Annotated in this window: 12 protein-coding genes; 9 read left to right on the forward strand and 3 right to left on the reverse strand. The window is 74.5% G+C overall.

The window, feature by feature from the left end:
* A partial coding sequence (locus ABZ193_RS14605; RefSeq protein WP_354710169.1) for a response regulator transcription factor occupies positions 1 to 236 on the reverse strand: 236 nt, incomplete at its 3' end.
* A gap of 169 nt (positions 237 to 405) precedes the next feature.
* On the opposite strand from ABZ193_RS14605, the gene ABZ193_RS14610 reads away from it, so the two are divergent.
* The 5 genes from ABZ193_RS14610 to ABZ193_RS14630 all read left to right on the forward strand — a co-directional run bounded on the left by ABZ193_RS14610 (position 406) and on the right by ABZ193_RS14630 (position 7,734).
* Positions 406 to 840 carry a pyridoxamine 5'-phosphate oxidase family protein gene (locus tag ABZ193_RS14610; protein ID WP_354710170.1) on the forward strand — a complete coding sequence of 145 codons (435 nt, stop codon included), beginning with the start codon at positions 406 to 408 and terminating at the stop codon, positions 838 to 840.
* 358 nt (positions 841 to 1,198) lie between these two features.
* Positions 1,199 to 1,804, forward strand: coding sequence for a hypothetical protein (locus ABZ193_RS14615; RefSeq protein ID WP_354710171.1), 606 nt, complete (start codon positions 1,199 to 1,201; stop codon positions 1,802 to 1,804).
* Between the two features lie 16 nt (positions 1,805 to 1,820).
* The gene (locus ABZ193_RS14620; protein ID WP_027936188.1) at positions 1,821 to 2,456 is read left to right on the forward strand and encodes a CBS domain-containing protein; all 636 of its coding nucleotides are present in this window, start codon (positions 1,821 to 1,823) and stop codon (positions 2,454 to 2,456) included.
* 146 nt (positions 2,457 to 2,602) lie between these two features.
* Positions 2,603 to 5,152 (forward strand): cation-transporting P-type ATPase, encoded by a 2,550-nt coding sequence (locus ABZ193_RS14625; RefSeq protein WP_039791726.1) that lies wholly within the window; start codon positions 2,603 to 2,605, stop codon positions 5,150 to 5,152.
* Entirely contained in the window at positions 5,149 to 7,734 is a 2,586-nt protein-coding gene (locus ABZ193_RS14630; RefSeq protein ID WP_020420160.1) for an HAD-IC family P-type ATPase, read from the forward strand. Before ABZ193_RS14625 ends, ABZ193_RS14630 begins: the two co-directional genes overlap by 4 nt.
* Positions 7,735 to 7,744: 10 nt before the next feature.
* Here the strand turns inward: ABZ193_RS14630 and ABZ193_RS14635 are convergent, their stop codons facing one another.
* On the reverse strand, positions 7,745 to 8,902 hold the full coding sequence (locus ABZ193_RS14635; RefSeq protein ID WP_202961456.1) for a nitroreductase/quinone reductase family protein: 1,158 nt from the start codon (positions 8,900 to 8,902) through the stop codon (positions 7,745 to 7,747).
* Positions 8,903 to 9,143: 241 nt separating this feature from the next.
* Here ABZ193_RS14635 and ABZ193_RS14640 point away from each other — a divergent pair, with 241 nt between their 5' ends.
* From ABZ193_RS14640 to ABZ193_RS14655, 4 genes are all read left to right on the forward strand, one after another.
* Complete coding sequence (locus ABZ193_RS14640; protein ID WP_020420159.1) at positions 9,144 to 9,959, forward strand: alpha/beta hydrolase; 816 nt, start codon at positions 9,144 to 9,146, stop codon at positions 9,957 to 9,959.
* An 82-nt stretch (positions 9,960 to 10,041) separates the two neighbouring features.
* Positions 10,042 to 11,004, forward strand: a complete 963-nt coding sequence (locus ABZ193_RS14645; RefSeq protein ID WP_020420158.1) for an ABC transporter ATP-binding protein — start codon at positions 10,042 to 10,044, stop codon at positions 11,002 to 11,004.
* Positions 11,005 to 11,006: 2 nt separating this feature from the next.
* On the forward strand, positions 11,007 to 12,164 hold the full coding sequence (locus tag ABZ193_RS14650; protein WP_020420157.1) for an ABC transporter permease: 1,158 nt from the start codon (positions 11,007 to 11,009) through the stop codon (positions 12,162 to 12,164).
* Entirely contained in the window at positions 12,161 to 13,315 is a 1,155-nt protein-coding gene (locus tag ABZ193_RS14655; protein ID WP_020420156.1) for an ABC transporter permease, read from the forward strand. Before ABZ193_RS14650 ends, ABZ193_RS14655 begins: the two co-directional genes overlap by 4 nt.
* A gap of 275 nt (positions 13,316 to 13,590) precedes the next feature.
* Here the strand turns inward: ABZ193_RS14655 and ABZ193_RS14660 are convergent, their stop codons facing one another.
* On the reverse strand, positions 13,591 to 13,896 hold the full coding sequence (locus tag ABZ193_RS14660) for a winged helix-turn-helix domain-containing protein (protein WP_051123592.1): 306 nt from the start codon (positions 13,894 to 13,896) through the stop codon (positions 13,591 to 13,593).
* Positions 13,897 to 14,078: the final 182 nt, after the last annotated feature.

Consider the following 14,078-nt stretch of genomic DNA (forward strand, 5'->3'; position numbering starts at 1 on the left):
AGGACGTTGAGTTCGGGCAGCCGGGAGCGCAGCTCGCGGCAGAGTTCGATGCCGTTGCCGTCCGGCAGGCGCACGTCGAGCACCGCGACGTCGGGCTTGAGCGCCGGAATCCGGGCCATGGCCTGCGCGGCGGTGGTGGCTTCGCCGACGACCTCCAGGCCGGGGTCGGTGCCGAGCAGCTCGGCGACGCCGCGGCGGACGACCTCGTGGTCGTCGACCAGGAACACGGTGATCACGGCACGGCCCCTTCCGCAGATGACCTTTCCAATCTAGGGCCCCACCGAAGGCGCCGCGAACCGGCGGAAGTCACCTCCGGCAGGGACCAACGTCACTTGTCACCCCGATGATCGATCCGGTGACCTTCGGCCCTGTCAGTCCGCGCGCAGCCGGGGCGACGATGGCGGGGTGATCGATCAGACCTCGCCGAGGGTCCCGCGTGAACTGGGCCGCGCCGAGTCGCTGAACCTGCTGGGCAGTGTGGGCGTCGGCCGCGTCGTGTTCACCCACCAGGCGCTGCCCACCATCCGGCCGGTGAACCACGTGCTCCACGACGGATGCGTCATCGTCCGGACCCATCCCGGCGCGGCTTTGCTGTCCGCGGTCGGCACCGTGGTCGCCTACGAGGCTGACTTCATCCACGAAGGTGACCGGATCGCGTGGAGCGTCATCGCGGTCGGGTACGCGCGCCGCGTCGGCGCTCGCGAGCTGACCCGGTTCCGGACGCTGCCGCGCCCGTGGGTGGCGGGCGAGATGACCGAGGTGATCCGGATCGACCCGGAACTCGTCACCGGCTTCGCCCTCGACGGCGGCGACGAGCTCCCGGCCGAACTGCCCGCCTAGCTGTGCTACTGACAGTGGCCGGTGACAGGCTGGGCTTGGGACTTCTGTAGCAGCCTCTCATAGGGGGTTTGGCCGCCGAGGCCGGCGTGGGGTCGGTGGTAGTTGTAGTAGTCCTCCCATTCCTTAGCGGCACGTCGCGGCCACATTGCCGCTGACCTCCTCGGCATGACGAAGCACAGCCAGAAGCCGGTTCGCGCGCCTGACCAGGTCCTTCTCACTCCACACTCGCTCAGCCGAGAAGCGCTTTCCAGAACCAACCGAAAGGCCCGCCGTCCCGGGACTTTGTCCCCTCACCGGCCGAGTCCGCGACCAACACACTCGGGGCATCTCAACGGAATCCGAGTGAAGGGCGGACACCATGTCCATCAAGGACCAACCGGGACTGACCGAAGCGATGCAGGTGCCCCCGCGCGACGCCGCTGAATCCGCGTCCGGGCACGACGCGGTCATGACTCCCACCGCCGCGCGGCTCATCGCGGTGCTGCGGATCGCCACCGGGCTGGCGTTCCTGTGGGCGTTCCTGGACAAGACCTTCGGCTGGGGCTACGCGACGACGAGCGAGCAGGCCTGGATCAACGGCGGCTCACCGACCCGCGGGTTCCTCAGCGGCGTCGACGTCGGCCCGATGGCGTCGACCCTGCGCTCGTGGGCGGGCGACGCCTGGGCGGACTGGCTGTTCATGGCCGGCCTGCTCGGCATCGGTGTCGCCGTGACCGTCGGCATCGGCCTGCGCCTGTCGGCGATCACCGGCACCGTGATGATGCTGCTGATGTGGGCCGCGGAGTGGCCGCTGGACCGCTTCACCGAGGCGGGCGAGCCGAGCCGGTCGACCAACCCGATCATCGACTACCACCTGCTCTACGCGCTGGTGCTGATCGTGCTGGCCGCCGTCTACGCGGGCAACACCTGGGGCGCCGGGCGCCAGTGGGCCACCGTCGCGCGGCACAACCGCTGGCTGCTCTGAGGACCCGGGGGACGTGATGCGCACATTGACGGCAGGCTCGGTGATGACGAGGGACCTCGTCACCGTCACGCCGGACACCGAGTTCAAGGAGATCGCCGCGTTGATGGCCGGTGCGGCCGTCAGCGCGGTCCCGGTCGTCGGTCCGGACGGCGCACTGGCCGGCGTGGTGTCGGAGGCGGACCTGCTGCCCCGCGGGGAAGCCGCGGGCGGGCGGGTGCGCGGACGCGCCCGCCGTCGGAAGGCGGCGGCGCTGCTGGCCCGTGACCTGATGACCTCGCCGGTGCGGACGGTCGACGTCGGCGACCCGCTGCCCGCGGTCGCGAAGCGGCTCGCCGGCCACCACCTCCGCCGGCTTTTCGTGCTCGATGGCGGCAAGCTCGTCGGGGTGATCGCCCGCCGCGACCTGATGGGGGTCTACCTGCGGCCGGACACCGACGTCCAGGCGGAGGTCGAGGCGGAGGTGTTCGACCGGGTGCTGCGGGCAAGGCCGGGGTCCTACCGGGTCAGCGTGACCGGCGGGTGCGTGACGCTGCTGGGCCTGCTGGAGCGCCGCAGCGCGGTGCGCATCGCGGGTCAGCTGACGGCACAGGTCCCTGGCGTGCTGGAGGTCCGCAACCGGCTCGACTACGTCTGGCAGGACCAGGCGCGCTGAGCCGGACGTCCACAACGGACTGACCAGGGCCGTTCCGCCGCAACGGGAAGGGACCAAAGTCCACCCCGTCGCGGCCGGGCGGCCCTGCCGCCGTGCCGTCCGGCGGCGTTGGCTGGACCCGGACGACGAGAAGAGGGGTGCACACCATGCAGGTCGCCGGGCGGACGACGACGGGAGAACGCGGGCTGACCGCCGCGGAAGCGGCGGAGCGGCTGCGGCGGGACGGGCCGAACGCCCTGCCCGCGGCACGGCGGCGCAACCCGGCGGTCGAGTTCGTCAAGCAGCTGGTGCACTTCTTCGCCCTCATGCTGTGGGTCGCCTCGGGCCTGGCCCTGCTCGCGGGCATGCCGGCCCTCGCGATCGCGATCGCCGTGGTGGTCGTGGTCAACGGTGTGTTCTCGTTCGTGCAGGAGTACCGCGCCGACCGGGCCGCCGAGCGGCTGCGGGACCTGCTGCCGGTGCGGGCGACCGTGCGCCGCGACGGCAAACCCCTGGTCGTGAACGCGACCGAGCTGGTCACCGGCGACGTGCTCCTGCTGGAGGCGGGGGACCGGGTCTGCGCCGACGCCGAGGTCCTGGCGGGCGGACGGCTCTCGGTCGACGAGTCGCTGCTGACCGGGGAGAGCGCGCCGGTGCGCCCGGAGCCGGGCGGCGTCGTCCACGCGGGCACCTACCTGGTCGAGGGACACGGCGCGGCCGTCGTCACCGCCACCGGCAGCCGCACCCGGCTGGCCGGCATCGCCGCGGTGACGGCCGGGGCCACACGACCGCGCAGCCCGCTGACCGGGCAGCTGCAGCGCGTGGTGCGGATCGTCTCGGTGATCGCGGTGTCGGTCGGCGTGCTGTTCTTCGGTGTCGCGCTGCTCCTGGACTTCGCGCCGAGCGAAGGATTCCTGTTCGCCATCGGCGTCACCGTCGCGCTGGTGCCCGAGGGGCTCCTGCCGACCGTGACGCTGTCGCTGGCCCGCGCGGTGCAGAAGATGGCCGGCCGCAACGCGCTCGTGCGCCGCCTGGAATCGGTCGAGACGCTCGGCGCCACCACGTTCATCTGCACGGACAAGACCGGCACCCTCACCCGCAACGAGATGTCGGTGGTCACGGTGTGGACCGGCGCGGGCAGCGCGACCGTGGAGGGGGAGGGCTACCGGCCGGAGGGCCGCCTGCTCGGCGACCCGGACGCCGTCGCGGCGGCCGCGGCCCTCGCCGACTCGGCGGCCCGCTGTTCGCCCGACTCCCGCGCCGTCGAGCAGTCGGGGGTGTGGCGGCCGGTCGGCGACCCGATGGAGGTCGCGCTGCACGTCCTCGCCACCCGCGCCGGCCGCGCTGCCCGCCCGGCGCCGCGGGACCGGCGCCCGTTCGACCCGTACCGCCGCCGCTCGTCGGTGTCCGACGAGGACGGTCTGCACGTGACCGGGGCGCCGGACAGCGTGCTGCCGCTGTGCCGGGACGTGCCGCCCGGCGCGGCGGAGGCGGTCCACGAGCTCAGCGCGCGGGGTCTGCGGGTGCTCGCCGTGGCGCGCGGCGACGGCGACGACGAACGCGAGCTGGCGTTGCTCGGCCTGGTCGGTCTCGAGGACCCGCCGCGGCCCGACGTCGCCGGCGCGATCGCCGCGTGCCGGACCGCGGGGATCAAGCTCGCGATGATCACCGGCGACCACCCGGGCACCGCCGCCGCGATCGCCGCCGAGGTCGGCCTGCTCGGGCCCGCCTCGGTGGTGGTGGAGGGCAAGGACCTGCCCGCCGACGACGCCGCGCTGGGCGAGCTGCTCGACGCCGACGGTTCCGTCGTCGCCAGGGTGACGCCGGAGCAGAAGCTGCGCATCGCACGGGTGCTCCAGTCCCGCGGGCACGTGGTGGCCATGACCGGCGACGGGGTCAACGACGGGCCCGCGCTGCGCACGGCCGACATCGGGGTGGCGATGGGCGCGTCCGGCACCGACGTGGCGCGCGAGGCCGCCGACCTGGTGCTGCTGGACGACCACTTCGCCACCATCGTCAACGCGATCGAACTGGGCCGCGCGACGTTCGCCAACATCCGCCGGTTCCTCACCTACCACCTGACCGACAACGTCGCCGAGCTCGCGCCGTTCGCGGTGTGGGCGCTCTCCGGCGGCTCGATCCCGCTGGGACTGACCGTGCTGCAGGTGCTGGCGCTGGACATCGGCACTGACCTGGTGCCCGCTCTCGCGCTGGGCGCCGAGCCACCCAATCCGCGCACGATGCGCGGGCGGGCGCGCACCGGCAACCTCATCGACGGCCGGCTGGTGCGCCGCGCGTTCGGCGTGCTCGGCCCGGCCGAGGCGCTCGTCGCGATGGGCGCGTTCGTGGTGGTGCTCGTCGCGGGCGGCTGGCGGTGGGGCGCCGAACCCGGGGCCGCGCTGCTGGCCACCGCGTCCGGAACCGCGTTCACCGCGATCGTGCTCGGCCAGCTGGCCAACGCGTTCGCCTGCCGCAGCGAGTCCAGCTGGGTCGGCCGCCGCGGTTTCGGCGGCAACCCGCTGCTGCTGTGGGCGACCGCGCTCGAAGCCGCGATGCTCGCAGTGTTCCTCCTGCTCCCGCCCCTGCCCGGACTGCTCGGCGGAGACCTGCCCAGCCCGCTCGGCTGGGCGCTGGCCGCGCTGGCCGTGCCCGCGGTCTGGGCCGCCGACGCGTTGCACAAGGCGATCCGGGCTCGACGACCGAAGGACATTCGATGACCACCACGGAGCAGCCCGGCCTGCGGGCGCACGCGGCGACGGCGGAGACCGTCGCCGCGTCCCTGGACACCGACCCCGCCACCGGTCTGTCCACACCGGACGCGGACCGGCGGCGGGAACGGTACGGGCGCAACGTGCTCACCGCGCCACGCGGGCCGGGCGTGATCCGCCGGCTGGCCGCGCAGATCCACAGCCCGCTGGTGTACGTGCTGCTCGCCGCCGGCGTGGTGACGGCGGTCTTCGGCGGTTACGTCGACGCCGCCGTGATCGGCGGGGTGGTCGTGCTCAACGCCGTGATCGGGTACGTGCAGGAGTCGCGTGCCCAGCGGGCCCTGGACGCCCTGACCCGGCTGGTCCGCACCGAGACGACCGTGCTGCGCGACGGCGCGCCCGTCCGCGTACCGGCGGAGGAACTCGTGCCGGGCGACGTCGTCGAGATCGCCGCGGGGGACCGGGTGCCCGCCGACGGCCGCGTGACCGAAGCGCACCAGCTGGAGGTCGACGAGTCCGCGCTCACCGGCGAGTCCGCCCCGGTGGCCAAGCACGACGAGGTCCTGCCCGCGGAGACGGCCGCCGCCGACCGGGTCAACATGGTGCACTCCGGCACCCTCGTCACCCGCGGGACCGGCCGCGCGGTGGTCACCTCGACCGGCGCGCACACCCAGCTCGGCGACATCCAGCGGCTGGTCGCCACGACCGCCACCGTCGCCACCCCGCTGACCCGCAAGCTCGGCGTGTTCTCCCGCCAGCTGAGCGTCGGGATCGTGGTGGTCGCGGCCTTCGCGTTCGCGCTCGGCCTGCTGCGCGGCACCCCGGTGGCGGAGATGTTCACCGCCGCGGTCGCCCTCGCCGTGGGCGCGATCCCGGAGGGGCTGCCCGCCGCGGTGTCGATCGTCCTCGCGATCGGCGTGGTGCGGATGTCCCGCCGCCGCTCGGTGGTGCGCCACCTGCCCGCGGTCGAAACACTGGGCAGCACCACGGTCATCTGCACCGACAAGACCGGCACGCTCACCGAGAACCGGATGACGGTCGTCGCCGTGCACGCCGCCGGGCGCACCGTGGACGAGTGGGCCGATCCGGGCCCGGCCGTACGGGAGTGCCTGGTCGCGGGGGTGCTGTGCAACGACGCGAGCCCCGCCGAGGGCGATCCGACGGAGATCGCGCTGCTCACGGCCGCGGCCGGCCTGGACCCGGCCCGGTTGCGGGCGGAGCGGCCACGCCTCGACGTCGTCCCCTTCGACTCGGAAACCCGCCTGATGATCACCGCGCATCGCGGCGCCGCGTACGTGAAGGGCGCGGTGGAGGAGGTGCTCGCCCGGTGCTCGGCCGAACTCGGCGAGGACGGCGCCGAGCGGCCGCTCGACACGGCGGAGGTGCACCGCGCCCAGGCGGAGTTCGCCGCACAGGGACTCCGGGTGCTGGCCTTCGCCCGGTTCACGCCCACCGGCGGGCCGCTCGCCGGCCAGGGGGAGTGGACCTTCCTGGGATTGCAGGCGATGCAGGACCCGCCGCGGGCGGAGGCCGCGCGCGCGATCGCCGCCTGCCGGGACGCGGGCATCGCGGTCAAGATGATCACCGGCGACCACGCGGTCACCGCGGGGGCGATCGCCGGGCAGGTCGGCCTCGCGCGGCCGGGCGAGGCCACCGTGCTGACCGGCCGCGACCTCGACGAGCTGGACGACGGCGCACTGGACGAGGCCGCCGCCCGCGCGGACGTGTTCGCCCGTGTCTCCCCGGCGCAGAAGCTGCGCCTGGTGCGGGCGCTGCAGCGGCGCGGCCAGGTCGTCGCGATGACCGGGGACGGGGTGAACGACGCGCCGGCCCTGCGCCGCGCCGACATCGGCGTCGCGATGGGCCGCGGCGGCACCGACGCGGCCCGGCAGGCCGCCGACATGGTGCTCCTCGACGACGACTTCGTGGCGATCGAGTCCGCGGTCGAGGAGGGCCGCGGGGTGTTCGACAACCTGCGCAAGTTCATCGCCTGGACGCTGCCGACGAACATCGGCGAGGGCATGGTGATCCTGGTGGCCGTCGTGCTCGGCGCGGTCCTGCCGATCGTGCCCGTGCAGATCCTGTGGATCAACATGACCACCGCCGTCTTCCTCGGGCTGACGATGGCGTTCGAGCCGAAGGAACCCGGGCTGATGCGGCGGCCGCCGCGCCCGCCGGCCCGTCCGCTGCTCACCCGGAACCTGGTGCGGCGGATCGGGCTGGTGTCGGCGCTGCTCGTGGCCGCGGCCTTCGCCGGCTATCACTGGGAGCTGGCCGACGGCGGGTCGCTCGCGCAGGCCCGCACGGTGGCGGTCAACGTGTTCGTCGGGGTGCAGATCGCCTACCTGTTCAGCTGCCGCTCGCTGGACCACAGCCTGCTGCGCGCGCGGCCGGGGCGGAACCGCATGCTCGGCGTCGGCCTCGGCATCACCGTGCTGCTGCAGGCGCTGATCACCTACGTGCCCGGGATGAACCGGATGTTCCACACGGCGCCGATCGGGTGGGACTCGTGGTGGCCGGTGCTCGCCGCCGCGGCCGCCGCGTTCGTGGTCGTGGAGGCCGACAAGCTGATCCGGAGCCGGATCGGGTGAGGACGCCGGCTCAGCCCGCCGCCCGCGGCCCGATGCGGAACACCGGGTGACGGTGTGCGACTTCCGCGATCTCGGCCAGGCCCGGTTTGCCGGTGATCCCGAAGAACGCCAGGGCATCACCGGCGACCCGGGCCGAGTCGGGTCGCTGTCCGGTGCGGAGCAGTTGCGCGCGGATCACCGGAGCGCGCTCGCCGGCCGGAATTTCGGTGAGCAGCACTGGCCATTTGCGCCGCCCCCGGGCGAGCACCGCGCGCCCGCCGGCGGCCCGCACGTTGCGGACCCATTCGGATTCGCCCGTGATGGACACGAGGTGCCCGGCGCCGTCGTGGTCGGTGCGCAGCAGGGTGGTGCGCCGGATGGCGCCGGTGCGGCGGCCGGGCACTTCGAGGGTGACCACGTCGCGCGGCGTGAGCCCCAGCCGTGTGAGCAGGCGGCCGGTGCCCTGCAGGCGGGTGTAGAGACGGGGTGGCGGCCGGTAGTCGCCGTCCGATGTGGACGCCTGCGGTCGCGCCGCGCGCTGCCACCAGGTGAGGCGGGTCGCGAGGGCGGCCAGTTCGTCACCGGTGACCGGGACCGGGTCGCCGTGACCGGGCGCCAGCAGCCGCGGGCGCAGCGCGGCCAGCCCGGCGAGGGAGCGGCTGGCGCGCACCGGGTCCCAGGTGGTGTAGCGCGGCGGGCCGGACAGTCGTCGCCGGCCGGTCAGCACGCCGGTGAGCGCGTTGAGGTCCACGGTCAGCGCGGCGTCGCCGGAGAGCAGCACGCCGTCGGCCCGGTGGTAGGCGACGTGACCCGGCGTGTGCCCCGGTGTCGGCACCGCGGTCCAGCCCGGCAGACCGGGCAGGTCCGCGGGATCGCCGAACGCGCGGGTCACGTCGCTGATGTCGCCGGCCGCCTCGATCCGGTCCCGCACCCGGGCCGGGAGCAGGCGCAGGAGCGGCACCACGGCCCACCGGTCCAGGGGCATGCCGAACGCGGGCAGGTACCGGCCGTGGGCCATCGGCAGCTCCGCGGCGGCGACGTGGACCTGGACGTGCCACTGCCGCGCCAGGGTCCCGGCCGCGCCGGAGTGGTCGGGGTGGATGTGGGTGAGCAGTATCGCCCGCGGCGGGTTCCCTCGCCGAACAGGGTGGCCGCGGCCGCCCGGATAACCGGCGCGCTGGACGCCCATCCCGCGTCGACGAGCGCCCAGCCGCCCCCGGTCGCGACGAAGTACACATTGGACGCGAGCGCGTGGCGGCCCAGCCGCAGCCGGTGCACGCCCGGCGCGATTTCCTCTGGAGCGATGCCCATCCCGGCGAGGCTAGCCGGGGCCGGGGTGGCGGAGGAGTGCCGTTCGACCCTTCTCCCGCCGGACGGGAGCCGTCAGTGTCGAAGGCGGATCACCCGCGCAAGCGAAGAGGAGCCGCCTGATGTCGTCCACCTCGACGGAGCCGCGGCGGCTCGGGCCGGCCGGGCTGGCCTGCCTCGTGACCGGCAGCGGCCCGCCGCTGGTGTTTCTCCCGGGGCTGGGCCCCCACCACCGCCCACCGGCGGGCCTCGACCGCCGGTTCCAGCTCGCCCAGGTCCGGCCGTTCGCCCGGCGGCGGCGGGTGTGGTGGGTCCAGCGCCGCGAAAACCTGCCCGCCGGCACCACGATGGCCTCGATCGCCGCCGACTACGCCGCCGCGATCCGGCAGCGGTTCGGTGGTCCGGTCGACCTCGCCGGCTCCTCCACCGGGGGCAGCGTGGCGCTACAGCTCGCCGCCGACCACCCCGATGTGGTGCGGCGGGTGGTGCTGCTCTCGTCGGCCTGCCGGCTGGGCGACGGCGGCCTGGCCGTGCAGCGGGAACTCGCCGCCGCCGTGCGCGCCGGCCGCCGTCGCCGGGCCGGCGCCCTGATGTTCGCGACGCTCGCCGGGGGACGGGTGGCACACCGGGCGCTGGCCGTGGCCGGATGGCTGTCCGGCCCGGTGATGCTGCGCGGCGACTGCGCCGACATGCTGACCGTGATCGACGCCGAGGACGCCTTCGACCTCACCGCCCGGCTGCCCGCGATCGCCGCGCCCGTGCTCGTCGTCGGCGGGGGCGGCGACCGGTTCTACGGCGCCGCGGTCTTCCGGGAGACCGCGGACGGGCTTCCGAATGGCCGGCTCCTGCTGCACCCCCGGCTGGGGCACGTGGCGGCGCAGAGCGCCAAAGCGACGGTGGCGGCGGTGGACCGGTTCCTGGCGGAACCGCCGGGCTGAGCCGCCGCGGCGGGCGGAAGTCACCGGCTCGCGGGACCTTCGCCCCTCGCCCCCGGCGGTGTCCGCCGCCACGGTGGAGCCCATGACCTCCACGGTGCTCACCGGGACCGCCGACGTCCTCACCGTGACCGGTCTGCGCAAGGCGTTCGACGGCCGGATCGCGGTGGACGACGTCGGTTTCCACATCGCCCCTGGCGAAACCTACGGCCTGCTCGGCCCCAACGGCGCGGGCAAGACCACGACGCTGCGGATCCTGTGCGGGCTGCTGGCCCCCGAGGCCGGCAGCGCGGTGATCGGCGGCTTCCCCATGAACAGGTTCGCGCGGGAGGCGAAGGCCCTCGTCGGCTACGTGCCGCAGGAGGTCGCGCTCTACCCGGACCTCACGGCGCGCGAGAACCTCCGGTTCTTCGGCCGCCTGTACCGGCTGCGCGGCGCCACGCTCGCCCGGCGGACCGACGAGGTGCTCGAGCTCGTCGGCCTGGCCGACCGGGCTGGGGAGAAGGTCGAGACCTTCTCCGGCGGCATGCGGCGCCGGCTCAACATCGGCGCCGGCCTGCTGCACCGCCCTACCCTGCTCGTGCTCGACGAACCCACCGTCGGCGTCGACCCGCAGAGCCGCCACGCGATCATGGAAAGCGTCCACTCGTTCGGCGCCGCCGGCCTCGCCGTCCTCTACACGACGCACTACATGGAGGAAGCCGAGCGGTTGTGCGACCGGGTCGGCATCATCGACCACGGCAGGCTGGTCGCCGAGGGCACCCGCCGGGAACTCGTCGCCCGTCTCGGCGAGCGCGACCGCATCACGCTCACCGTGGACGGCGACGTCGCCGCGCTCGCCGCGGCCTGCCGCGAGTTGTCCGAAGTGGACAGTGTCGACGTGGCGGGCGGTGAGCTGCACCTGATCGTGCGCGACGGCAGGCGGCTGCTGCCCACGGTGTTCGACGTCGCCGAACGGCTGCGGTCCGGGATCCGGTCCGCCGAGGTCACCGAACCGGACCTGGAAGCGGTGTTCCTGCACCTGACCGGCACGGCCCTGCGGGAGTGAGCATGCATCCGGCACTCGTGATCGCGGGAAAGGACCTGCGCCAGCGCCTGCGCGACCGCTCGGCGTGGATCCTGGGGATCCTGGCGCCCGTCGGTGTCGCGATGCTCATCAGCTTCGCCTTCCGCGGCGCGGAGACCTTCCACACCACGGTGGCGGTGGCCGATCTGGACCGGGGACCCGTCGCGGCCGCGTTCACCGGGTTCCTGACCGGGCCGGAGCTGGACTCGGTGCTGGCCGTCGAGACCGTGCCCGGGGTGGCCGAGGCGAGGCAGCGGGTCGACGACGGCGGCGCGAGCGCGGCACTGGTGATCCCCGCCGGGTTCTCCGCGGCCGCGCATTCCGGGGCCGCGGTGCCGGTCACGGTGCTGACCGACGTGGACGCGCCGCTGGCGGGCGAGGTGGCCCGCTCGGTGGCCGCGGCGTTCGTGGCCCAGCTCAACGCCGACCTGCTCGCCACGCGGACCGCGCTGGCGGCCGGCGCGGATCCGGCCGGGCTCGCCGAACGGGCCGCCGCCCTGCGGCTGCCGGAAAAGGTCGTCAGCCGGGCCGGCGGCACGGCGCAACAGGCCGGAGTCAGCTACTACGCCCCCGCGATGGGCATGTTCTTCATGTTCTTCTCCATCGGGTTCACCGCGCGCGGCTACTTCACCGAACAACGCAGCGGGTTGCTGGACCGCGTCGCGGCCGCGCCGGTGGCGCCGGGCACCGTGCTCACCGGGAAGGCGCTGGCGACGTTCGCGTACGGGACGGCCAGCCTGGGCACCGTCGCGCTGATCACCACGCTGGGGTTCGGCGCCGACTGGGGGCCGCCGGGTCCGGTCGCGCTGCTGATCGTCGCACTGGGCCTGGCGCTGGTGTGCCTGACCGCGTTCGTCATCACGCTCGCCCGCACCGAGCGACAGGCCGAGGGGCTGGCCGCGATCGTCACGTTCGGGCTGGTGCTGCTCGGCGGCAACTTCGTCTACCTCGGCGGCGCGCCGGACGTCATCCGCACCCTCACCCTCGCCACGCCGAACGGCTGGGCGCTGCGCGGGTTCACGGACCTCTCCGGCGGCGCGGGCTGGCCCGCGGTCTGGCCGCCGCTGCTGGCGATCCTGGCGTTCTGCATGGTTCTCGGCGGGGCGTCCGCGCTCCTGGCGCGACGGGATGCGGCCCGATGACCGCGCTGCTGTTCACCGGCGTGGCGCTGCGCCGGCTCGCCCGCGACCGGGTCGCGATGTTCTTCATCGTCCTGCTGCCGCTGGTGGTGATCCTCATCGTCGGCGCGACCATCCGCGGCCAGGACAGCTTCCGCATCGGGGTCGTCGAGCCGGGCACCCCGCTGGCCGCCGGGTTGTCCCGCGCCCTGGACACCTCGCCGGCGCTGGAGACCCGGACCTACTCCGACGAGGACCCCGCCACCGCCGCGTTGCGCCGCAACCAGGTCGACGCCGTCCTGGTGCTGCCGGACGGCTTCGACGAGCGCCTGCTGTCCGGCGCCCCGGTCGAGCTGCCGCTGCTGAGCACCGGTTCGGCGGGCACCACGCAGGGCGCGTGGTCGGCAGTGTCCGCGGTCGTGGCCGACCACGCGGCGCTCGTCCAGGCGGCCGGGTTCGCCGCCGAGCGCACCGGGACCGATCCGGCGCGGTGGTTGCCGCTGGCCGGATCGCTCGCCGCCACGGGTGACCGGATCACGGTCCGGACCGAATCCGCGGGCGGCGCCCCGGACGAGCGGGCGGGCGGGTTCACCGGCAGCGCGCCGACCATGCTGGTGCTGTTCGTGTTCGTCAACACGCTCGCCGCCGGGGCGGCCGTGATCGAGACCCGCAAGCTGGGCGTCTACTCGCGTTCGCTGGCGGCACCGGTCCGTCCGCGCGAGATCGTGTTCGGCGAGGCGCTCGGTTACGTTGTGCTCGCGCTGGGCCAGTCGGCGCTGATCATCGGGGCGTCGGCCGCGTTGTTCGGGGTGTCCTGGGGCGATCCGGTGGCGGCGCTGCTGCTGACCGGGCTGTGGGCGGTGGTCGGCGCGGGCGCCGGCATCCTCAGCGGCACCCTGTTCCGCACCTCCGAACAGGCCTCGGCGATCGGGCCTGCCATCGGCATCGCGTTCGGCATGCTGGGCGGGTGCATGTGGCCGCTGGAGATCGTGCCGCCGGCGCTGCGTGCGGTGGGGCACGTCACGCCGCACGCGTGGGCGGTGGACGCCTGGACGACGGTGCTCTCCCGCGGCGGCGGGGTCGCCGACATCGCGGGCCAGCTGGCGGTGCTCGCCGGGTTCGCGGCCGTGCTGGTCGGCGCGGCGTCGTGGCGCATGGCGCGGAAACTGGCCTGAACGCGGCGCTCCGGGCGCTCAGCGGGCGTCGAGGAGAATCACGGCGGTCGCGACCGCGAAGGCGACGCTCGCCGCCACACGTCGGGAGCCGTGGACCACCGCGGCGGCGTCCCCGTGGGACCGCTTGCGCCGCAGGGCGTAGCCGGGCGCCTGCGATCACCGGGACGCCGCGCTCGGCCCAGTGCGGGAGGAGGGCGGATCCCTGGCCGGCCTGTTCCCCGAAGCGCGGGCAGCCGCTGGGCGCGGCTCCCGCCGCGGCGGTTTCGAGCGGCGCGTCAGGCCGGGCCGAGCGCGGCGATGAGGTCGGCGACCCGGTGGTGCGCCTCCAGCGGGTGGCGCAGGTGACCGTCGCCGTTGACGCGGTAGTGGTTGCGGCGGCCGACCTTCGTCCGCTCGACGTAACCGCCCTCGATGAGGTCGGCGAGGATGAGCTGCACGGCGCGGGTGGTGATGCCGACGCGCGCCGCGATCGCGGGCAGCGTCTGGTCCGGATCGGCCACGAGGCACAGCAGCACGTGGGCGTGGTTGCTCAGGAAGGTCCACGTGCCGCCGCCGGTGCCAGGGTGATCGCTCGCCGCCATGGCGCCGAGCATAGGGCCCGCGTCCTTGACAGGCGAACTCTGTTTCGTCATTCTGGTGGTGCGGAGGGGAGTACCCACCCCGTCCGGGATCGTCACTACGGCAGCGGATGCGGCTGCCCGGTCCCGGCGCCACCCGCCCCGGCTCGCGGAGCCGGGTGGTCGGGGAGACCTCCGGTTCGTCG

Origin of the sequence: Amycolatopsis sp. NPDC006125 (assembly GCF_040614195.1) — a bacterium.
Classification (GTDB): Bacteria; Actinomycetota; Actinomycetes; order Mycobacteriales; family Pseudonocardiaceae; genus Amycolatopsis_E; species Amycolatopsis_E tucumanensis.

What these genes read in the sequence shown, in the direction of transcription:
- ABZ193_RS14625 (WP_039791726.1), top strand. Translation starts at nt 2,603, where the DNA reads ATGCAGGTCGCCGGGCGGACGACGACGGGAGAACGCGGGCTGACCGCC.
- ABZ193_RS14615 (WP_354710171.1), top strand. Translation starts at nt 1,199, where the DNA reads ATGTCCATCAAGGACCAACCGGGACTGACCGAAGCGATGCAGGTGCCC.
- ABZ193_RS14620 (WP_027936188.1), top strand. Translation starts at nt 1,821, where the DNA reads ATGCGCACATTGACGGCAGGCTCGGTGATGACGAGGGACCTCGTCACC.
- ABZ193_RS14655 (WP_020420156.1), top strand. Translation starts at nt 12,161, where the DNA reads ATGACCGCGCTGCTGTTCACCGGCGTGGCGCTGCGCCGGCTCGCCCGC.
- ABZ193_RS14640 (WP_020420159.1), top strand. Translation starts at nt 9,144, where the DNA reads ATGTCGTCCACCTCGACGGAGCCGCGGCGGCTCGGGCCGGCCGGGCTG.
- ABZ193_RS14635 (WP_202961456.1), bottom strand. Translation starts at nt 8,902, where the DNA reads ATGGGCGTCCAGCGCGCCGGTTATCCGGGCGGCCGCGGCCACCCTGTT.
- ABZ193_RS14630 (WP_020420160.1), top strand. Translation starts at nt 5,149, where the DNA reads ATGACCACCACGGAGCAGCCCGGCCTGCGGGCGCACGCGGCGACGGCG.
- ABZ193_RS14650 (WP_020420157.1), top strand. Translation starts at nt 11,007, where the DNA reads ATGCATCCGGCACTCGTGATCGCGGGAAAGGACCTGCGCCAGCGCCTG.
- ABZ193_RS14660 (WP_051123592.1), bottom strand. Translation starts at nt 13,896, where the DNA reads ATGGCGGCGAGCGATCACCCTGGCACCGGCGGCGGCACGTGGACCTTC.
- ABZ193_RS14645 (WP_020420158.1), top strand. Translation starts at nt 10,042, where the DNA reads ATGACCTCCACGGTGCTCACCGGGACCGCCGACGTCCTCACCGTGACC.